The 21211-nt window shown below is 36.1% G+C and carries 16 protein-coding genes and 4 pseudogenes; 1 reads left to right on the top strand and 19 read right to left on the bottom strand.

Annotation, left to right across the window (positions count from 1 at the left end; all coding sequences use genetic code 11):
• Positions 1-139: 139 nt before the first annotated feature.
• From PB01_RS21920 to PB01_RS09290, 13 genes and pseudogenes are all read right to left on the bottom strand, one after another.
• Positions 140-322 (bottom strand): annotated as a pseudogene (locus PB01_RS21920) (group II intron reverse transcriptase/maturase); the annotation flags it as partial.
• A gap of 63 nt (positions 323-385) precedes the next feature.
• Entirely contained in the window at positions 386-718 is a 333-nt protein-coding gene (locus tag PB01_RS21915; RefSeq protein ID WP_404815109.1) for a hypothetical protein, read from the bottom strand.
• A gap of 871 nt (positions 719-1589) precedes the next feature.
• A complete protein-coding gene (locus tag PB01_RS09340; RefSeq protein WP_151699957.1) occupies positions 1590-2027 on the bottom strand; it encodes a VOC family protein in 438 nt (145 codons plus the stop codon).
• A 255-nt stretch (positions 2028-2282) separates the two neighbouring features.
• A complete protein-coding gene (locus PB01_RS09335) occupies positions 2283-2702 on the bottom strand; it encodes a hypothetical protein (RefSeq protein ID WP_192797530.1) in 420 nt (139 codons plus the stop codon).
• A gap of 994 nt (positions 2703-3696) precedes the next feature.
• On the bottom strand, positions 3697-3912 hold the full coding sequence (locus tag PB01_RS09330) for a hypothetical protein (protein WP_225986236.1): 216 nt from the start codon (positions 3910-3912) through the stop codon (positions 3697-3699).
• Between the two features lie 64 nt (positions 3913-3976).
• On the bottom strand, positions 3977-5827 hold the full coding sequence (gene asnB, locus PB01_RS09325; RefSeq protein ID WP_151699954.1) for an asparagine synthase (glutamine-hydrolyzing): 1851 nt from the start codon (positions 5825-5827) through the stop codon (positions 3977-3979).
• Positions 5828-5874: 47 nt separating this feature from the next.
• Positions 5875-7200: a type I glutamate--ammonia ligase gene (glnA, locus tag PB01_RS09320; protein WP_151699953.1), complete on the bottom strand. Its 1326-nt coding sequence runs from the start codon at positions 7198-7200 to the stop codon at positions 5875-5877.
• A gap of 36 nt (positions 7201-7236) precedes the next feature.
• Positions 7237-8118: a diaminopimelate epimerase gene (gene dapF, locus PB01_RS09315; protein WP_151699952.1), complete on the bottom strand. Its 882-nt coding sequence runs from the start codon at positions 8116-8118 to the stop codon at positions 7237-7239.
• 14 nt (positions 8119-8132) lie between these two features.
• Positions 8133-9374, bottom strand: coding sequence for an LL-diaminopimelate aminotransferase (locus PB01_RS09310; RefSeq protein ID WP_151699951.1), 1242 nt, complete (start codon positions 9372-9374; stop codon positions 8133-8135).
• A 183-nt stretch (positions 9375-9557) separates the two neighbouring features.
• Positions 9558-10346: a helix-turn-helix domain-containing protein gene (locus PB01_RS09305; RefSeq protein ID WP_151699950.1), complete on the bottom strand. Its 789-nt coding sequence runs from the start codon at positions 10344-10346 to the stop codon at positions 9558-9560.
• 165 nt (positions 10347-10511) lie between these two features.
• On the bottom strand, positions 10512-10736 hold the full coding sequence (locus PB01_RS21005; protein ID WP_192797529.1) for a hypothetical protein: 225 nt from the start codon (positions 10734-10736) through the stop codon (positions 10512-10514).
• Positions 10737-11394: 658 nt separating this feature from the next.
• Positions 11395-11619 (bottom strand): annotated as a pseudogene (locus PB01_RS21770) (alpha/beta hydrolase); the annotation flags it as partial.
• A gap of 483 nt (positions 11620-12102) precedes the next feature.
• Positions 12103-12664 (bottom strand): annotated as a pseudogene (locus PB01_RS09290) (DUF3885 domain-containing protein).
• A gap of 828 nt (positions 12665-13492) precedes the next feature.
• On the opposite strand from PB01_RS09290, the pseudogene PB01_RS09285 reads away from it, so the two are divergent.
• Positions 13493-14717 (top strand): annotated as a pseudogene (locus PB01_RS09285) (IS110 family transposase).
• 172 nt (positions 14718-14889) lie between these two features.
• On the opposite strand, the gene PB01_RS09280 reads toward PB01_RS09285, so the two are convergent.
• The 6 genes from PB01_RS09280 to ltrA all read right to left on the bottom strand — a co-directional run bounded on the left by PB01_RS09280 (position 14890) and on the right by ltrA (position 20760).
• Positions 14890-15390, bottom strand: coding sequence for a GNAT family N-acetyltransferase (locus tag PB01_RS09280; RefSeq protein ID WP_151699949.1), 501 nt, complete (start codon positions 15388-15390; stop codon positions 14890-14892).
• Positions 15391-15748: 358 nt separating this feature from the next.
• Positions 15749-16195: a DUF4181 domain-containing protein gene (locus tag PB01_RS09275; protein ID WP_151699948.1), complete on the bottom strand. Its 447-nt coding sequence runs from the start codon at positions 16193-16195 to the stop codon at positions 15749-15751.
• A gap of 163 nt (positions 16196-16358) precedes the next feature.
• Positions 16359-16649 (bottom strand): DUF1871 family protein, encoded by a 291-nt coding sequence (locus PB01_RS09270; RefSeq protein WP_151699947.1) that lies wholly within the window; start codon positions 16647-16649, stop codon positions 16359-16361.
• A 270-nt stretch (positions 16650-16919) separates the two neighbouring features.
• Positions 16920-17468 carry a hypothetical protein gene (locus PB01_RS09265; protein ID WP_151699946.1) on the bottom strand — a complete coding sequence of 183 codons (549 nt, stop codon included), beginning with the start codon at positions 17466-17468 and terminating at the stop codon, positions 16920-16922.
• An 874-nt stretch (positions 17469-18342) separates the two neighbouring features.
• Positions 18343-18762 (bottom strand): VOC family protein, encoded by a 420-nt coding sequence (locus tag PB01_RS09260; protein WP_151699945.1) that lies wholly within the window; start codon positions 18760-18762, stop codon positions 18343-18345.
• Positions 18763-18996: 234 nt separating this feature from the next.
• Complete coding sequence (gene ltrA / locus PB01_RS09255) at positions 18997-20760, bottom strand: group II intron reverse transcriptase/maturase (RefSeq protein ID WP_151699944.1); 1764 nt, start codon at positions 20758-20760, stop codon at positions 18997-18999.
• Positions 20761-21211 lie beyond the last annotated feature (451 nt).

Here is a 21211-nt window from a genome sequence, read left to right as displayed (position 1 = left end):
TTTAAAGTTTTTATGGAGGGGGAATAGTTCCTATTGATTCGTTACCCATTGGTCCAATACAATACTAGACAATAATGGCGAAAGTAGGCCACCTTGGGTAACCCTTTTATTGGGATACTTTCTCCATCCACTTCGGCTTTTAGATTTTTGATATACAGGATAGAACTTGTCTATCCTGAATACCTAAATTCCATAACTGCTTAATAAGTAAGATATGATTGATATTATCAAAGAATCCTTTTATATCAACGTCTACAACGTAATGCTGTTTCGACTGATTAACTAGAAATTGAATTCTTGCCATCGCATGATGATTAGACCGTAAAAGTCTAAATCTGTAGTTGTGATAATAAAAATGAGCCTCCGAAGTCGGTTCTAACTCTTGTTAAAACCACTGTTGTATGATTCTATCCAGAATGCATGGAATACCTAGTGGACGCATCTTACCATTATCTTTTTCGATTAGTTTACGTCTAACTTTCTTTGGGCAATAATTTTTTAGCCTACTTTGTATTTCTTCTACTAATTCGTTCTCCGATCGTTCCTCTATGTCTACAATAGGATTACCATCTGTTCCGGGGGTCTTCGACCCTTTATTTGACTTGATTGTTCGATACGCTAATAAAATATTGTTCCTCGACGTGATGATGTCATTTAGAGAATGGAATGATTCTTTATTTTTGGCTCGTTGATATAAGTCTGTAAAGGTGTCTGTCATCCCGTAATAATCCCAATATCGTAGAGCTTGCACTGTGGCATCATTCCTCTTGAAGTGATGTTCCCCCGTTCTTACCCGACCGGTGCAATGCACAGTTGAAAAATAATTACTACTATCGCTAGACTTGGGGCTGTTCCTCCACCTCCATTACAGAGATTTCACTGGTCGTACCCCTACCCTCATAAGGACAAATGCATTTCGTCATACCGCTTATAGCAACCGTTTCGGGTGAAAGCCCTTGAGTCAACGTTCCTTACTTTCCAAGTCCCTTACAATTTAGTTATATTTTTTTCTAAACTTAGGTGCTTCCTATGAGCTGGATACCGCCGTTGTTCGGTATAACGTGTTTCGTTGAAGCAATTTTTACTCTACGTCACTCACCCCATCGTTTGATGGTACACAAGTTTCTTTATGTTCCAACTTTAGACCCGTACCTCCGGAAGTTCGTCTGTTCTTTTCCACAAGAAAATTCTCACCATATTTAGTTCTTCAGCCATCCGGCATATCCATTGGCACACCTTTTCCTTGAGGAGTGGCTTCAGAACCCATAATCTGTCCATTATGACGCATGCAGGAATCTTAATGGAATAGTTTCAAAATACATGGTTTTATCATTTCTATCCTCGGTTATAAAGTTAGGATTACCGGAGAAATCCCTTGTTTTTTCATACATTAGTGCTTATAACAAAACTTGTTGCGCTGCCTCGTTAGCTTAAGTGTAACATTTCACAATGGATTTCTGTGATCTACCTGATGTTTTGGTTAAAAAAAATAGACCATCGAAATGGTCTTGTTTAACTAAATCACCCGATAGTTTAAGAAGAAATCTTTAAAGTTAGAGAACTAAATCATTTAAAGTCCCATTCAATATTTATCTGATTTTCTCCGCCAACTCTAAAATAATTCCCTCTGGACCACGAACGTAGCATAACTTATAACTTTCTTCATATTGCTGTATCTCACTAAAGATTTCCGTGCCATTCTTTTTTAATCTTGCAACAATAGCTTCAATATCTTCAACAGCAAAGCAAATATGTCGTATACCCAGCGTATTTGCAAAAGGTTGTTGAATATCTTTTTCATCTGACGGCGTATAAAATTTAACTAGCTCTATCCATACCTCACCATCTGGCATCCCCAATCCTACACATGCCGTTTTAACATTATTAAGCCCAACTATTCTGTCCAACTGTTCTCCATCCAATTCCCATTCCGCTTGCACTTGAAGTCCTAAATCAAGAAAAAAAGCTTTAGCCTCTGAAAGATTATTTACGTTTATACTCACATGATCTATTCTATTGATTTTCATATCTCATACCTCCTATGTTTGTATTATTTTCAATACCTGTATTAGTGTAAGGGGTTGTTTGAAATTCTAATTCGCTTAAACAGAAAATATCCTTCTTCAACTAAACTGCGACGTTAGTTTAAGTGTAACATTTCACAAAGGATTTCTGAGACTTACTTGATGTTTTGTATAAATAACAAGACCATCGAGATGATGGTCTTGTTATGCTAAAGCACCAGTTAGTTGAATAATCACTCCTTGGTACCCTCTAAGCAATCACTCTCTAACGGAAGTCAAATCAAATTCATATTTGCCAAAAACATCTTCATACCCTTTTACCCTAAATAAAAGTTTCTCCTTATTATCAGTTCCGGTTATTTCTAAAATAACAACAATCTTACTTGGTTTATAAGACGGTAAATAAGCTAGACTCTCAACTTCTGCCTCAGTTTTGTTAATTGGATAATGTAAGTATAAACTTCTATCATTACCTGTGTCTTTTATTTTATGACTATAACGACTAGTGGTTTCACCGGGTTCTAATTGATTGATAGTACCTAAATCCTGATATACTTGATTACCATCAAACGAAAAATAGAAGTTTAAATCCGTTATTACTTGTTTACTTGAATTATAAACTTCAATTGTCACACCATTATCGTATTTTAAAAACTCTCCTTGCTTAGCCCATCTCAATGAGTTGGAAAATCCGAAAAAAATCAAAAAAAAAAGAAACCATGCCGATTATTATGTATTTCAGTATTTTTTTCACTTTTTTCTCTCCCTTTCTACAACTAAACTGCGGGATTAGTTTAAGTGTAAACCTTCACAATCTAATACATATATTAACATAAATATCCAATTACGAGACACTTATTATAAAAAACATTATATGTAAGGCAGATGTCATCATAATTTTACGGTATCTCTTTTGTTATGCAGTTTATTAGATTTTAAGCATTTTTTTATTTTCATGGGAGTTCAAGAAGTTCAAAAAAAAGAGGATTAATCTCTGCCAAAATCAACGCAGGTGATTCTTCAAAACCCATTCGTTTAGGTTCAACACCATCTAAAACAACTTTTCTTCCTTTATTCTTTCATCTTTGATCGATATTCTGGTGTTTTTGCGTTAATCCTTATTTCCTTAACCTTAGGAAATAATAAAAACAGCCGAACCCCCGTCATATGAGGATTTTGGCCGTTTTAAGTAGAGTTGATTATTTGCGTTAATTCAAAATTTAGAGAAAGTATCTGCAAAAAAAATCATGCCATTCATATTTGGAAGCCGGAGTTATTTGGTGAATATATTTAAACGTATTTCTATAGTTTTAAATAAAGATGATATAAAAGACGTTATCGCTTTTAAGAGCAGTAACGTCTTAACTAATGTAATAAAAATCCGAACTTTTCAACAAAATTAAAACGGTTGGAAAACTCCTCTCCCTTCCACTCATGCGAAGTTTCTCCATATTTTCTTTTTAGAACTTACGTTACATTCGGGAAAATTACGATTTCGTGATAAGTAATAGGCTTACTATTTTTAATTCACCTACATTATGAAAAAATATTAATCCCTCAATTCATAAAAACGTCTGTTTCAATAAAATTTCTTTCGTAATATTTTTTAATTACCGCATCAGTATTATCAAGTCCTGCAAGTTGCGTAATACTGAATTTATCTGTTTCACTTTTAATTAGATCGTTGATATAAGTATCTTTTGAAATTTGGGAAATTAGACTCCCAGGCTTTGTTTTGGTTCGAACGATACTTAATCATTGTTTGAATATGTGTATAAAGAATTTCAGAAATAGGAAGTGTTCTATTTAATTTTGAGTTGACCATCATAGTCGGAGTAACATCTTTTATAAACACGTTTTCCTTGTTTAAGTAAAATAAATCATCCATTTCTATCCTACCCTCTTTTGTGATTTTCATTTATATTTGGCAGAGAACAAGATTCTGGAACATTTTAGTTGTCTATAATGTTAATATTGTATCGTTCGAGCCACGTGTTAATTTGAGAGATATGAGCGATAAGTTGTGGGCCAGTCATAAGCTGGCCAAACCAAGGATTTTTGAACGAAGAGCCATCTGAATCGATGATATCTTGAACTTTTTGCTTTGACATGATTTCTAATATTGGGGATGATTGGTTGTCGAGGATGTTTTTTAACTTCGTCTTTACTAGTTTCAAATATTCGGGATGATGGGTTTTCGGATATGGGCTCTTTTTACGATAAAGAACATCATTCGGAAGAACTCCTTCTAACGCCTTTCGCAATATTCCCTTCTCTCGACCATTTAGCATTTTCATCTCCCAAGGGATGTTCCATGCATATTCAACAAGCCGATGATCAGCAAATGGGACACGTACTTCTAAGCCTGCACCCATGCTCATTCGATCTTTTCGTTCCAATAATGTTGGCATAAACCAAATCATATTTAAATAAAACATTTCCCGACGTCGTGCTTCAACGGATGTTTCCCCTTCTAATGGTGGAGCTTCAGCAATCGTTTCATTGTACCTATCCATTACATATTCGTTTAAATGGAGCTTCTTTTGCCAATGAGGAAGTAATAGCTGCTGTCTTTGCTCTAGTGATCTTATCCAGGGAAATCCATTCACATGTAAAATGTCGTCTCGATAAAACCATGGATAGCCGCCGAATATTTCATCCGCACATTCTCCTGATAAAGCAACGGTATAATCCTGTTTAATTTGTTCACAAAACCATAATAGGGATGCGTCTACATCAGCCATACCAGGTAAATCTCTCATCAATACGGATTTATCCAGAAATTCTACTAATTTCTCATTATCCATAACGGTTGCATGATGATTTGTTTTTAAATATTGCTCCATTTTTATAATCCAAGATGCATCTTCATCTGGCTGAAAAGAATTTGCTTTAAAATATTGACTATTTTGTTCATAATCAATAGAATATGTGTGAAGCTGTCCCCGTCCATGCTTTATAAAATAATCAGCAGCAATGGCACTAATGGCACTCGAATCAACTCCACCTGACAAAAAGGTACAAACAGGTACATCGGCAACTAACTGACGTTCGATGGCATCTTTTACAAGAAAAGAAACTTGTTCTACTGTTTCATCAAGTGAATGGTGGTGTTTATGACTATCTACATTCCAATAACGCCATTGTTTAAACCCGTTTCTTTTAAAGATAAGTGCATGTGCTGGGCGAAGTTCGTGTATGCCTCTAAATACACCATGACCGGGAGTTCGAGATGGACCTAAGCTGAATATTTCTTTGAGCCCTTCCCGATCTACCTCAGCCTTTATCTTTGGGTGAGCCAGAATTGCTTTGATCTCTGAACCAAATAAAAGCGATCCATTTTCTTTATGATAAAAAAGAGGTTTCACACCTAGACGATCTCTTGCGATATAAACCTGTTCTTTGCATTCATCCCAAATAGCAAAGGCAAAAATTCCATTTAAATGCTTAACACATGCTTCTCCCCATTCGATATATGCTGTGAGTAGCACTTCCGTATCAGAGTAAGAACGAAAAGAATACCCTCTTTTCAATAATTCCTTCCGAATATCTTCCGTATTATAAAGCTCTCCATTATATACAATCCGATAAGCCCACCAGTTTTTTTCCTTTTCCATTGGCTGAGTACCACCAATAGGATCAACAACGGTGAGACGTGTATGTCCGAATGAAATTTGCTGTGAACTCCATACATTTAAAGCATCTGGACCTCGCTTAGACATGGTTTCTGCCATTTTTTCCATTACGGATACATGTCGTGTCAAATCATTACGCCAATCTACCCAACCTACTATTCCACACACTCGACATCACTCTTTCTTTTAGGATTTTCCTTAAAATGTGATTTCCCTTAATACTGTCTCATATATTGCTCACGTTCCCAAGGATGTACAGTCGTTCTAAACATATCCCATTCGATTTCTTTTGCTTCTACAAAATGTTCAAACAAATGTCTGCCTAAAGCATTCGTGATCACTTCATTTGTCTTTAACAATTCGAGAGCTTGTGTCAACGTAGAAGGCAGATCAATAATGCCATATTCCTTACGTTGCTCTTTCGACATAGCATAAATATTTCGGTCTACTGGTTCTGGAGCCGTTGCATTATTTTTTATCCCATCTAATCCCGCAGCTAGTAGGACAGCCATTGCTAGATAAGGATTTGCAGCAGGGTCAACACTACGAACTTCTACACGAGTACTCAAGCCACGTGAAGCTGGAATACGAATAAGCGGGCTTCTGTTTCTTGCCGACCATGCTACATAACACGGTGCCTCATATCCCGGAACTAACCTTTTATAAGAATTAACAGTAGGATTTGTAACAGCTGTGAAACTCGGTGCATGTTTTAATATTCCTGCCAAAAAGCTTCTTGCTGTATCACTTAATTCCAACACCCCATTTGGATCATAAAAAGTATTCTTTCCTCCTTTAAATAAGCTTAAGTTACAGTGCATGCCTGATCCATTTATACCGAACAATGGCTTTGGCATAAACGTTGCCAGCAACCCGTGTTTACGGGCAATTGTTTTGACTACGAGTTTAAAGGTTTGAATGTCATCGCAAGCTCTTATGGCATCTTGATATTTAAAGTCTATTTCGTGTTGACCTGGAGCAACCTCATGGTGGGATGCCTCAATTTCAAAACCCATTTCTTCTAATTCCAATACAATATCACGTCTACAATTTTCCCCTAGATCGGTAGGCGCAAGATCGAAATAACCGCCTTTATCATTCAATTCGAGTGTTGGTTCACCTTTGTCATCCAGTTTGAACAAGAAAAATTCGGGCTCAGGTCCAAGGTTGAAATTGGTAAACCCTAGCTCTTCCATATCTTTTAACACTCTTTTTAAATTTAGACGAGGATCTCCATCAAATGGAGTTCCATCAGGATGATATATATCACAGATGAATCGGGCTACCTTTCCTTTTTCTGCCGTCCAAGGAAAGATAACGAACGTATCGAGGTCAGGATATAATAACATATCCGATTCTTCAATACGCACAAAGCCCTCAATAGATGAGCCATCGAACATCATTTTATTGTCTAAAGCTTTCGTTAACTGACTGGCTGGAATTTCGACATTTTTTATCGTCCCAAATAAATCCGTAAATTGTAACCGAATGTACCGCACATTTTGTTCTTTTACCATTTTTAGTATGCTTTCTCTGTTCATACTCTTCCACACTCCTCGGTGTTTTTTAATATTTTTTTAAGCAGAAAACGAATATTGAAAATCTAATTCACCATGGCAAATATAAGAAGCTTCACCTCTTTTCCAAACATGACCTTGTTCATCCCAAGTTACTGTCAAATCTCCTCCAGGAAGATGCACAGTTACCGCCTCATTTCGATCAAGCAATTGATTCATTGTAGCTGCAACAACTGCAGCGCAAGCACCTGTACCACAAGCCATTGTTAGACCTGATCCTCTTTCCCACACTCGGTAATCAATCTCCTGACGCCCTTTAATTTGAACTATTCCTACGTTTACCCGTTCTGGGAATAGGCTGTCATGTTCTATGACAGGGCCTATTTTCTCTAACGGAACGGCATTCACCTCATCCACAAAGATGATCGCATGCGGATTGCCCATCGAGACGCAGCTCAGATGATACTTATCTTCTCCAAAGGTATGGGGTTCGTTCATTGCGGGCATGAATGGATCACCTTCCATAGGAATCATTCCTTTCAATAGTTTTGGTTCACCCATATCCACGTTAACGTATTGAATAGATTGCTTTTTATCCAATTCCACCTCTACCTCAACGCTGACCACACCACCCAATGTTTCAATCGTAAAGCGAGGTTCCGTTGCATACGCAGAATCAACTAAAAACTTTGCAACACAGCGCAGGCCATTTCCGCAATTTTTAGCCTCAGAACCATCTTCATTAAAAATTCTCATTTTAAAATCAGCCATCTGCGAAGGGCAAATGAGAATAATACCATCGGAGCCAATTCCAAAATTCACATTGGAAACTCTTCTTGAAAGTTCTGGATACATCTGCTCTTCCAGTACATTATTCGGATCGTCCAATTGATTAAAAATGACATAATTATTGCCCAATCCATGCATTTTAGTAAAGTTCATCTCTTCATCCCCCTCTAAAAGATAAATTTGGAAGTACACAGCCTTGTTCTTATATCATCTAAGATTAGCAGTTCCTCCTCCCATCCATCTGCCTGAAAGGTCACTGAAAATCGTACATATGGGCCGGCATCATCCCATGGAACAGTTGAAATTGAATGCTTACTTATTAAATATTGGCTAAATTCTTCTGCTGAATGAAATGTTGGACCTTTTTCTACTGCTATTGGAATCTTTGCATATAAGAAAAAAGACCCTTTTGGTTTTTTTGCATCAAATCCACATTCCCTCAAAATGTTCAATAAAAGATCATGGCGTCTTGAATATTTCTCAGCTATTTGTTTCGTTATGTCAGGTTGTGATAAAGCATAGGACGCAGCTTTTTGAATCGGAATAAATTGACCAGAATCATAATTATCTTTCACTGTCGCAATTGCAGAAACAAGTTTGGAGTTACCTGCGATAAAACCGATGCGCCACCCTGTCATATTGAAAGATTTGGATAAAGTATGCAGCTCTATGCCAACTTCTTTCGCCCCTGGAACTGATAAGAAACTGAGCGGTTTTTCACCATCAAATACAAGTGCAGCATAGGCGGCATCATGGATAACAATTAGCTCATGTTTATTAGCGAAACGTACTACCTCATCGAAAAATTCTCGATTCGCTACAGCACCTGTTGGATTGTTTGGATAGTTTAAATAGAGTAATTTAGCCTTTTTCAATACACTAGCAGACAATGAATCCAGTTCTGGAAGAAATGAATTTTCTTCCAGAAGGGGTAAATGTACGACTTCCCCACCTAGATATTTCGTATGTGCACCTAAAATTGGATAATTTGGTGATGGCATTATCGTTATATCACCAGGATTGATAAATGCTGTTGGAATCATGGCCAATGCTGATTTTGAACCAATAACGTGATTGATCTCTGCTTCAGGATCAAGATCATCTACTCCAAATACTGCCTTCATATAAGTCGCTGCAGCTTGCTTAAATTCTCGTATTCCGTTATCAGCATAAAAACGATTTTCTGGTTTTTTTGCTTCTTCTGCTAATTTTCTAACGATCATATCATGTGCCATATCATCCGGTTCACCGACACCAAGATCGATTAATGTCTTCCCAGGATTTCTTTGCAATACTTCCCTCTTTGCTCTTTTTATTTTTTCAAATTTATAAATTTCATCCTTCATGCCAAATTGTGCACCACCTATTCGATCTGCAAATAAATGTTGTATATAATCCATTATTACCATACTGATTCCCCCGCATTTTTTTCTTTGTTTATTTTTCTTTCTTAGTTTTCATATTAATACTTTGAGAAGCAAATTTATTTAGATTTATTGGTGCAATATTTGCACTTTTTTACTCCAAAAAAAAGTTGCTACGGGATTTGATAAAGAACCCATAGCAACCTGTTATAATAAATATGAAATTTTTCACCTTACTTCAGAAGGGTTTTTACCGGTATATTGCTTAAATTGTCTACTAAAAAAGTGCAAATCATTATAGCCAAGGGCATATGCGGTTTCCGTTACTGTCATCCCGCTAATATGTAGTAAATGTTCTGCACGTTTTATGCGAGAATAGACAATATACGATTTAACTGTATGCCCGATAATTTGTTTAAACTTTTTGGAAAAATACCTCGGGGAAAAATTTGCACGGGCAGATAAACTTTCAATCGTATGTGGTTCCCCAGGGTGTTGCTGGATATAATTAGCTATTTCTAAAATCGCTTCCAATAAGATATTGCTTGTATTACCCAGCTCTTTTTCCTTTTCTTGTTCTTCTCTTAATAAATGAATAATTAATTGCTTCAAGATTAACTTCCCCTCAATTTCCGCTCCATATGTTTTGACTAAAAACAAACGAATGTATTGAGTTAACAGTGATTCAAAGCCAATCGTATTGTCAAAAATTCGATGTGCGGATGGAATCAATCGGGGTGTTTCAGCTATATCAAAATGAATATAAGTTAATACAAGGGGATCTTGCGGGTTATGTGTTGCTTCTGTTTCATCACCTGGTCTGAACAAAAAACAATGACCTTTTCCTACATGATGTGGCTTTTTGTTTAAAAACACAGTACCCTCACCACTCCAAACATAAAATAAATCAAAGTTAGGCAAAGGGGTATCTCTTTTCTTCCACTTCCAATTCGGTTCACAATGAATGGTGGCTAATGCTGGTTTCAACAAAAAATCATCTGGATTTAGATAAAGCATTCAGTACCCTCCTAATAAAGTTGAGAAAGCTACAGTGTTCGGTTCCAGGTACGCAAACTATACAGAATTGTGCGGATTCCTGGTACCGAACACTAGAAAAGACATTACTTCTTTAATATAGAACTCAGGACATTATTTTAAGATATGCTTCCTCAAGAATTAATTTCAAATTCTCATTTCGTTTGGAAGTAAATGAAGTCCAAAACGTCTCTCCCATTTCAGCAAGTTGTTTTGGTGTGTAGATACTATTTTCAAATTTCCCCCAACAACCATCTTTTGTGAACTTGTCCCAAAAGATATAATCCGCAAATTTCCTGTTTTCTGTTGGTACATCGAATCCAATTTCACCAATTCAGGACATAACCACATTGCTGTACATATGGATAACAAACCTGCATGTACCTCCTTAAGTCCTTCTAGTCCAACTTCCTATATAACTTCTTCCCATGCTAAATGACGATATGTTGTAAAGAATATCAACTCTGGATATTTCAAGTTAATATTCTTTACAAAAACTGACTTCTAATATGCACCTTCATGTCCATTACAGAGAAAAAACTTTTTTCAATCCTTGTATGTTTAAATTCACTATAATTTCTTCAAACATTGCCATTAAAACATTTTTTTACGATTAAACTGGGGTCTTCTTTCGTATTGTCATCTTTCTTTTCATTGTAGTTGAAGAAGACTATATAGTCAGCCATTCATTTTCTTTTACATTATGATCTTTCATAGCACTCTTCTTTGCTTCCTAAATTTTGTAATAAACTGTGGCTCCTATTACTTCTCATTCTGCATCACAAGAGAACAAGTAAAATTCTTCAATTCCTTTATACTGACAAATTGCAATAGCAGTAATAGATAATTCATTAATTATCTCGTTTATATAGTTGATTGTTCCAACTATCCCATTATTGATTAGAAACAGAATTTAAAGGATATGTATTACCATAGAACCGTCTAATTCAGTTGGAAAATTCATATAACGCCCTCCTCGATGGCCTTCGTTCTTATTAAACTAACCTGCACCCTAATTTGAAAAAGTGTATTACCATTTTTCTTTTATCTCTTCAATAACAACTTCCGTTTTTTTCCAATGTATCATATGACTCGTATTAGGGATTAGTTTAACTGTAGCTCCAGTTTTTTGTTCAAATATGTTTGATGTTAAATTCCTATATGCATCTTGTGATTTAGAAAGGGTGGCTCGAAGTAATAGGATGTTAAGATTAATAGGGAGCTTCTCATAAATATCCTCTGTTTCATCCTTGTACTAGGTATACAAGTTTCCTCATGTCCTAACTTAGAACCGTACCTTCGGAAGTTCGTCAGTTCCTTTATATAGGAACTATTCTCACCATATCTAGTTTTCAGCCATGCAGTCTATCCTTCGGCATACCTTATCCATAAGAATGGCTTCAGCCTAGTTCAACCGAATCTACCTGTGCTTCACACCCCATGACCAGTCAATCATGACGCATGCAGGAGTATTAATGGGATAGTTTTAGGAAACATGGCTCCATCATTCCTATCCTCCGTTGTAAAGTTGAAATTTATTTTTATAAATCTCCTGTTGTTTCTCGCTAAAAAGCGCTTATAACAGAACTTGTCGCGCACACACGTTAGTTGAGGAAGAAAAAGTGATTATTATAGCTATCAGGCATTAGGAATTTTTTTTTATTATTCCCAAGGTAAATGTGACCTTTCCCAATCATTTTGTTCTGGTTGTCTAACATTGACTGCAATGGAGACATGCTTATTTGAATACCTCGTCTATTTTATTTCTGTCGTAATCTAATATCGAGTCGTTGTATTTGTCATAAACATCTCTTATTATTTCAGTCGAGGTCGCCATTAAATCACAGCCTCTATCATCATAAACATGAAAAATGGTCTCGTTTTTAATGTTTATAAAAAAAACATCATGAAAAATCATGGGTTTAATTCCTATATTTTGATTACAAATAGCTTTTAACAAAGGAATATATTTAATATCCGATGTTTTACATTTAAGAATAAATCTATGCGTCTTGTACTTTCCATCTTCATCTTCTTCGGGAAAAACATAAGGAAGTGTAGTGTGCTTCAACTTATTCAAAACTGATTTATCCTGTACGTATCTAGAGAAGATGCATTGACTTAAACAAAGTAATAACCCTTTTGTAGACTCCTTTAAGATAAGGACTGTTTTCGTAACAATAGTCACTATCATATTCCACTCCTAATTCGAACCGAATACCAATGTCCCAGTTATAAAACAAAGGAGGTTTCAGATCTAAGTTCGGGAAATTCTCATTCATAAAGTCGTTAAATAGCATTTTTGCACCTTATTAACTTTTTCTTATACCATTGTTATTAAACTAAACTGCGGCGTTAGTTTAAGTGTAAACCTTCACAATCTTATTCAAATATTAACATAATCATCCAATTTGGTCGCCAATTATCTTTTTGAAAAATAATATATGAAAGTTCGGTTCTCGTTGTATCCTTCTCTAAAACTCGATTGTAAACAACAATTTCTTCTTTTATTCCATAATATTTGCTCGATTTTCAATCATTTTTGCGTTAATTACGACATTATGAGATCGTTGGGACATGAACGGTTAGAAACGACGGAAATTTACTTAGCAGATATTTTCGCTTTAGAAAGTCACACTATTCACAGTTGGAAGCCTGAGTTATTTGGAGAGTATATATAATTGAAGAAATATATAGACATACGATAAAAATGAGCAAGATGAAAAGTACCTCTTCTCCCTTATATTACCCAAAAATAAAAGAATCCTTTTGAAAAAGATTGATCAAAGTGGATTCTTTCTTTGTGATTTAGTATTCCGTTTCATAAAAAACGTTGATCATTTTTAGTGGTCCTACTTCAACTAAAGCACCCGTTAGCCATTCATGTAGCGCAAAATCAGCGCTCCACCACAGAGAATGAAAATATGAAAAACGGGTATGGAATACTACTGCTGGGAGAGAAAGGTCGACCAACTATGGTGCCATAGAGCTCATCGTTAGTCTGACTCCAACGACCACGGTACATCAGAGAATGTCGCTCCCTTGCGGGAAGCACTCATGGGAGATTAATCCTACTCTGGTTGTTGCACCAGCCTCCAATACTATTTGCCGTTGAAAGGATGATTACAATGGAAGTAATCATTGAACGCGCATGTGGAATGGATGTTCACAAGGATCCCATTACCGCTTGCATTATGACTCCAAAAGGAAAGGAGATTCAAACGTTTTCCACTAAAACTATATTTCTATTACAGTTAATCGACTGGATCAAGGAGCATGGTTTTACCCAAGTAGCAATGGAAAAGTACAGGTTTATTTTGGAAAACTATTGTTAACTTACCAGAATATGGGAATGTTTGGTTTTTAGTAGGGAATGCCCAACATATGAAAGCAGTAACAGGTCGCAAAACCGATATTAAGGATGCCGAATGGATTCCCAAACTTCTTCGTCACGGTCTACTTAAAGCAAGTTTCATTCCCGACAGAAATCAGCGAGAACTGCGAGAGTTAGTTCGATACCGTCGAAGTATTATTGAAGAGCGTGCTAGACAACATTATCAAATTCAAAAGGTACTAGAAGGAGCAAATAGTAAACTTGGATCCGTTGTCTCCGACATAATGGGTGTCTCCTCTCGTGACATGCTTCGTGCCATCGCAGATGGCGAGGATGATCCTGAAAAGCTAGCGGGCTTCGCTCGAAGAACAATGAAGAAGAAAAAGGATGAGCTTTAACTCGCTTTTCGTGGATATATCAATCCACATCAACGTCTAATGATTAAAACCATTCTAAATCATATTGATTTTCTGGGTGACCAGATTGAACTGTTAAATCTGGAGGTAGCCACTAGACTATCCTCTCACCAAGATGATATTAAACGGTTAGATTCCATTCCTGACATTGCCACTCGAATAGCCGAACAAATCTTAGCAGAAGTCGGGACCGATATGGAGAAGCAATTTCCTAGTGCAGCTTACTTATGTTCTTGGGCAGGATTAGTACCTGGACACAACGAAAGTGCAGGAAAAAGAAAATTAACTAACATGAAAAAAGAAAACAAATATCTGAAGTCTGCTTTAGTTGAAGCTGCTCATTCTGTCAGAGGATCTAAAACCTACCTTGGTGCCATGTATAGAAGGTCAGCATCACGAAAAGGTAAAAAACGTGCAGGAATACCTGTTGCCCATGCAATTTTAAGGATTGCCTACTATCTCTTAACTCGCAAAGAAATGTCCGTAGACTTAGATGAAGATTACTTTGACAAGCAAAAAGAACAATCTATTGTACGCTATTCTATTCGCAGACTTAAAAACCTAGGATGCAACGTGACAATCACTGAACCAAATGCCTCCTAGTCCACCAATAATTTACTCCACATTTAGGCGCTGCACTTTTTTAAAAAACAAGTTAATTGCGGCTGCTTTCGTATTGCCTTTTTCTCTAAATCGAAAATTTTAATTTTCATAGGAGTTAAAAAACAGAAGGTTTCTTAGTTAAGAACCGCTCCAATCGTTGTAGGGTATTAAATTACATATCATAAGGTTCAAGCTTCAAAATAAATTCTTCAACATCCTTGCCTCTTGCGTTGGAAAAACCCTTATCTTCAGAGATGATTTTAAACCCGCATTTTTCCAATACCCTGATGGAGGCGAGGTTATCTTTAGCGGCACGAGCATAGAGCGGACGTACCTTAATATACTCCAGAAACTCTGACAACGCTTTAGTTGCAATACCTTGACCCCAAGATTCCTTCCCGATCCAGTAGCTTACTTCGGGTTCGCCGAACTGTTCAAAGTTCGAGACGTGTCCAGTGGCAATGCCATTGAATAATATAGTCTTAATTGTGATGGTCTCGTCAGCGATAATTTTTGTCCAATGGTCAAAAAATGCGTCCTTATCAGTGGGGTCTTTTGTTGTAAAGGCAGCCATATAGTTCGCCGTTGAATCTAGTTGTTGTTCGAAAAAGATAGGAAGATTTTCCTCTATGATATCTCGTAGCTTCACTTCGATTTTGCTAATGGATTCCATATAATTCACAAGCTCCTTAACATATTTTTGAATATAAATTCTTCCAAGTTTAGAGAAATTCCTTCTTGAACTATCCTGCCCTGTTAGTTCAATAAGAAAAAAGAGTAGCCTTAGCAAACCATGTTCTTCGACTAAAACACCCGTTAGCCATCCATGAAGCGCAAAATCAGCTCTTCACCACAGAGAATGAAAATGGTTAGTGGAGTCAATACTAGTAGTCCACTGAAATCAATAGCCTTATTAATGTACGCTCTCCTCTTTTTTTAATGATTAAGCTGGGGAATTCTTAAGCGTTTGAGTTTGCATTTTTCATTTCTTGAAGAAATTAATTTTCATGGTAGTTGAAGAACAAAGTTCGTTAAAACATACCAAACAAGTTAGTTCTTAATATTGAAATTGCTAATATCATACTAAATATTAACTGACTTAAAGTAAAAATATATGCGTTTTTATTATCCCCATTTTTCCATTCCATCAATGCTCGAACCGCCTCGGACAATATAGTTAAACCGAATAATAAATACCATGGCTCTAAGAACCAAATTCGTTCTGTATAATCTCTAGTGACATTAATAAAAGATCCCAATATTATAAAAGCGATGAAAATTATTCTAATCGTCCAATCGATTTTTTGGTGTCTGTCATTCACGTGGTTATGTGAAAAACGCTTCTTCTTTTCAACTTTCAACCACCTTCTCATAACTGAACCAAAAATAATAAACAATAATGAAAAAATTACTATCACGAAGATCAACTTAAGCCAGACTATCGGTTCAATACCAAACACAATAACATTACCTCTCATTGAATGCAGAATACTTATATTATTATTCTACGGTTAATAATCACAATTGTTTCACTCTGTGACATTAGTTCAACAAGAAAAAAAGAGATGCATTTGCAACCCATGATCTATAACTAAAGCACACCGCTAGCTTAATAATATCGCTTTTGACTATTGTTCTTTTTTAGAGATTATGTCGTTTTTTTACATCCGGAAATTCACTGTTATTAATTTTGTTCCAAATTTTTAATGCACTTGGATAACAATTATTAATCGAATGTACTTCACTCACCGAAAACATTTTATCAAAGACCTCATGTATTACTTCAGCTAGTTTTTCAACAGATGTTGCAGTTGGTAATAGCAATACAATGCGACTTATTTCTGGGTCATATTCATCCACAGATGTGTAACGTAAAAGGTGCTTCGGGTCCCAATCATTAATTACTTCTTTTACAATTTGGTAGTTGTTCATAATATCCCTCTTTTAAAATGTATTATTAGTGATTTATTCTACACCCTTGTTTAGCTAACCTGACCAGTTAGTTCAAGAAAAAGTCCAACCATCCTTGAAGTAAAGCACCTTTTCCGTTCAATAATTTACATATATTAACTTATTCAACTCAATCTTAAAAAACCTGCTTCTTGAACTAAACTGGACCTTTAGTTGAACAAGAAAAAAGAGTTACCTTGCTACTCTTAGATTTTAAAATAAGCATCTGTTAGTAAATTAAGGAGAAATTAATTACATTTTTATCTCCTCTATTATTTTCCCATCAATAGAAAGACCTGTTATAGTAGATCCTGGTAATTCTTCTCCATCCGTTATTAAGTACCAGAACCTTTCTCCATTGTTATATTTAACAATTTTAGCTTGATATCCCTTATTATTCTTAGAAACAACAAAAACTTCTTTTATTTCAGAATCTAAAATTTTTCCACTTAGTACATCAGTATACTTTGAAAAATCATACTTCAAATTTGAAAAGCTCCAACCTAATTTATGATCATTTGCGGTTTGACTACTACTACCGTTACCCAATTTCCATCCAAATATATTTTTCTTTAATCTTATATTTCCAAAATAATCTATATTAGCAGAATCATGTTCATAAAATACAATGGCTTGGTTATTATCTAAAAGCTTTATATAAGCAATTTTAGTAAATGGTTGGTTTAAAGAATAAACAGCTTTTTCAATTTCCTTAATATCATCTTTTAATGCTATGTTTATAAGATAAGAAACCACTAAAATAAGGCTGATAGAGATAATTATTTTAATTTTATTTTGCAAAAAGAACACCTCCTTGTTATCAGGGAATATTTATCATTATGACAAAATATGCTATGTGCTTATTGTGGATTCCTTTATTTTCTAACTTTTATTCTAAAACTGTACTTTTTACTTTCTTATTTTCAAGAAAAAAACTTTCCTTTTTTCTTGAAGTAGTCGAGTAGAAGGGAACCTTTCTACCTTGTGGTAGATTGTGTTCCTCCCCCCTCACAGAACCGTGCTTGCGCTATTTACGCACACGGCTCCTCCAAGTCACCATTCACAAGATGTACCTAATCTCTTTCGATCAGATTTGCTTATTCTGCTATCCTTAATAGTTTAGTTTCCATTTATTATCTCTACCTCTGTGTGTAGTAAATGTGTCACTAGTAAGGGTGATAACCTGGTAGCAGCCTTTCCTCCATCGGCATTACCCAACTTCATAGGTACTACGCTGCTATCCGACTCCCTACATCGGCATTTGGTTTCCTTGCTTAGTATCGCTTGTACACCATACTCTTCTATAAGAAGAAAAGACCGGTAGGGCCTCCCGAGTTGCCGTATCATATCCATGTGTGACGTGCCAAGGTCTCTGACTCCAGAGAGGTTTTATCCTTCTTGCCTTTAACGATGGATAAAATGTAGCTTTCTGCTGTGCTTAAGGCATCAGCCCTCTCGATTTACTAACATTATGGAGCTCAATCCCTTCAACCATTTGGCTTTCGGCCCGCCACCTAACTGTCTACGCTTAAAGGCTAATGTTACCATTAGCCCTCCAAGACTCGCTACGAGTGAATGGCTAGTTCTTTCTCGACGGGAATCCCACCCGCTATATGATACGACCTAGGCTCGGCCGCACAAGCACCTCGTTAGTTAAAGATTAAAATAGTTCTTTCTATTGCGTGATAAGATATTTTTCTTTGAAAAGTGGACTTAATTCACTCCACACATCAAATTTATTACCATCTAAATCAAAGAAAACAAAGTTCCTACCAGAGTGTCCTCTGTTTTCAATTTCTCCAACTCTTATTTCTTTATCGGTAAAATCTCTATGAATTGCCTCTAATGCAGTTAGTCCATTAACTTCAAATGTTATAGAAAAACGTTCTGTACCATAACAATCATAGAAGTTAGAACTTTGACTTTCTTTAGATTTAACAAGAAAAATACTTTGGTTTGCGAAATTAAGAATTGCTTTGTCTTCGTCTTTATAACTTAACTCTGCCCCCAATTTGTTAACATACCATTCATAAGAATTTTCTACATTAGTTACTGGAATATAAGTAGTTCCAACCCTTAGCAACTTTTCCCTCATTCTATCAACTCCTTCCAATATCTTTAACAGATTACTTTCTACATTTATGTATTTTTTTCCTTCTAATCTCCATTCTTTCTTATTGAACTAAACGTTAGTAATAGGTAAGCATTTGATGTTATCTCCAGCTTTTCCCCTACTCCGCACGGAACGTGCCAGTTTCCAAGCATTCCGCGTTCCATCTAGCGATGGTATTATTAATTATAAGTTTCAAGTTACTCATGTTGATTTGGGTTATTTGATTATTTCTAGCTCACATTTTTCTCGATATTTATTGATTTTTTCTAACATCGATTCAGTGATACCCAAAATTCTTATGAGAGTATTCGCCTTAATTTTGTCGGTTATATGGATTAATTCATGTACCTCTTTTTGGAGGATACGTAAATTATTAAATTTATCGCTTCCACCAAGATGCTTAGGTATATAATGGTGACAGTATACGTTTTGTGCTGTTAGGAACATGCCTGTTATTTCACATTTCCCTTTCTTCATACTGTATCTGCTAATCCGATTATCCATATATTCGACACTTCGTGTCGGTATTTTTGATTCCATTAACAATACTATTTCATGTCTTATGTCTTTACTCAACCGTTTGATTAATTGTACTCGACCTTCTTGGGTAAATGGAGTTATACTTTGAGTAAAACCAATCACATTTTTAGTTTTAATGATCCCGAGAGGAAAGAGGTATACCCCGGCGATTTTATACGTTTTAGAGCCTAAGCCATAAAACTTTTTATAGACAGGTGGCGGATTGTTGGGATGTTCATATTTACCGACAGGTTTAAGACGATTGTACATAGATGCACCTATTTCGTAGGCAAGGCGTGAGAACGCTAAGTTGACGTGAGTAGCTCTGTTAAAATAATTGTGTAACCCTAAGACAAAACTATTAAAGCGCATAGCATTTTGAGTAGTTGGCGATGTTCGGAGTATTTCTAGTCGTTTCTTTGCATCCGCCTTAATTTTCTGCATCTTTTCGGCTTTGACAAACGTATGGGCGACTCGCTTTTTTCCTTTAAGATTCGCACGTATTGTGTAACCAAGGAAAGCAGACTCATTCTTGCGTAGATTAATAATCTTCGATTTTTCTGGTGAAATATCAAGTTTTAAACGGTCTTTTAGATAAAGCTTTACAGTATGATACCACTTTTCAGCAGTTTTCCAATCTCGACAGATGATTTTGAGGTCATCAGCGTATCTAACAATGTAGCCTTCTTTTAAGTGAGTTCGCTTTTTTGCAAGAAGTTGACCTTCTCTAGTTTTTAAGTTTTTATGGAGGGGGAATAGTTCCCATTGATTCGCAATCCATTGGTCCAATTCATTTAGTACAATGTTAGACAATAACGGTGAAAGTAGGCCACCTTGCGGAGAACCTTTTGTTGGAATACCTTCTCCATCCACTTCTGCTTTTAGCATTTTAGATATACAGGCTAGAACCTGTCTATCCCGAATACCTAAATTCCATAACTGTTTAATAAGCAAGGTATGATTGATATTATCAAAAAACCCTTTTATATCAACATCTACAACGTAATGGAGTTTCGACTGATTAACTAGAAATTGAATTCTCGCCATCGCATGATGAGTAGACCGTAAAGGTCTAAATCCATAGCTATGATTATAAAAATTAGCCTCTGCAATCGGCTCTAACACTTGTTTAAAGCATTGTTGTATGATTCTATCAAGAATGCATGGAATACCCAATGGTCGTATCTTACCGTTATCTTTTTCTATTAGTTTGCGTCTAACTTTCATTGGGCGATAATTTTTAAGCTTACTTTGTATTTCTTCTACTAATTCGTTCTCCGAACGTTTTTCTATGTCTACAATAGTTTTACCATCTGTTCCAGGAGTCTTCGACCCTTTATTTGACTTAATTATTCGGTACGCTAATAAAATATTGTTCCTCGACGTGATGATGTCGTATAGCAGATGGAATGATTCTTTATTTTTGGCTCGTTGATGTAAGTCTGTAAAGGTGTCTGTCATCCCGTAATAATCCCAATATCGAAGAGCTTGCACTGTGGCATCATTCCTTTTGAAGTGATGTTCCCACGTTCTTACCCGACCGGTGCAATGCACAGTTGAAAAATAATTATTACTTATCGCTAGACTTGGGGCTGTTCCTCCACCTCCATTACAGAGCTTTCACTGGTCGTACCCCTACCCTCATAAGGACAAATGCATTTCGCTATACCGCTTATAGCAACCGTTTCGGGTGACAGCCCTTGAGTCAACGTTCCTTACTTTCCAAGTCCCTTACAACCTAGCTATATTTTTTCTAAACTTAGGTGCTTCCTGTAGGCCTGTGAGCTGGATACCGCCATTGTTCGGTATAACGTGTTTCATAGAAGCAATTTTTACTCTACGTCACTCACCCCATCGTTGGATGGTACACAAGTTTCCTTATGTTCTAACTTTAGACCTGTACCTCCGGAAG

The sequence above is a fragment of the Psychrobacillus glaciei genome (genome assembly GCF_008973485.1).
In the GTDB taxonomy this organism is placed as follows: Bacteria; Bacillota; Bacilli; order Bacillales_A; family Planococcaceae; genus Psychrobacillus; species Psychrobacillus glaciei.
The sequence above is the reverse complement of the archived record's forward strand: the minus strand, read 5'-3'. Positions and strand labels throughout refer to the sequence as shown.

Bases quoted from the DNA above. Each gene is read 5' to 3' on its own strand.
- dapF (WP_151699952.1), bottom strand. From the start codon at position 8,118: ATGAACTTTACTAAAATGCATGGATTGGGCAATAATTATGTCATTTTT.
- PB01_RS09275 (WP_151699948.1), bottom strand. From the start codon at position 16,195: ATGAGAGGTAATGTTATTGTGTTTGGTATTGAACCGATAGTCTGGCTT.
- PB01_RS09270 (WP_151699947.1), bottom strand. From the start codon at position 16,649: ATGAACAACTACCAAATTGTAAAAGAAGTAATTAATGATTGGGACCCG.
- PB01_RS09340 (WP_151699957.1), bottom strand. From the start codon at position 2,027: ATGAAAATCAATAGAATAGATCATGTGAGTATAAACGTAAATAATCTT.
- glnA (WP_151699953.1), bottom strand. From the start codon at position 7,200: ATGAACAGAGAAAGCATACTAAAAATGGTAAAAGAACAAAATGTGCGG.
- PB01_RS09310 (WP_151699951.1), bottom strand. From the start codon at position 9,374: ATGGTAATAATGGATTATATACAACATTTATTTGCAGATCGAATAGGT.
- ltrA (WP_151699944.1), bottom strand. From the start codon at position 20,760: ATGACAGACACCTTTACAGACTTACATCAACGAGCCAAAAATAAAGAA.
- PB01_RS09305 (WP_151699950.1), bottom strand. From the start codon at position 10,346: ATGCTTTATCTAAATCCAGATGATTTTTTGTTGAAACCAGCATTAGCC.
- PB01_RS21915 (WP_404815109.1), bottom strand. From the start codon at position 718: ATGACAGACACCTTTACAGACTTATATCAACGAGCCAAAAATAAAGAA.
- PB01_RS09280 (WP_151699949.1), bottom strand. From the start codon at position 15,390: ATGGAATCCATTAGCAAAATCGAAGTGAAGCTACGAGATATCATAGAG.
- PB01_RS09330 (WP_225986236.1), bottom strand. From the start codon at position 3,912: ATGGATGATTTATTTTACTTAAACAAGGAAAACGTGTTTATAAAAGAT.
- PB01_RS09260 (WP_151699945.1), bottom strand. From the start codon at position 18,762: ATGAGGGAAAAGTTGCTAAGGGTTGGAACTACTTATATTCCAGTAACT.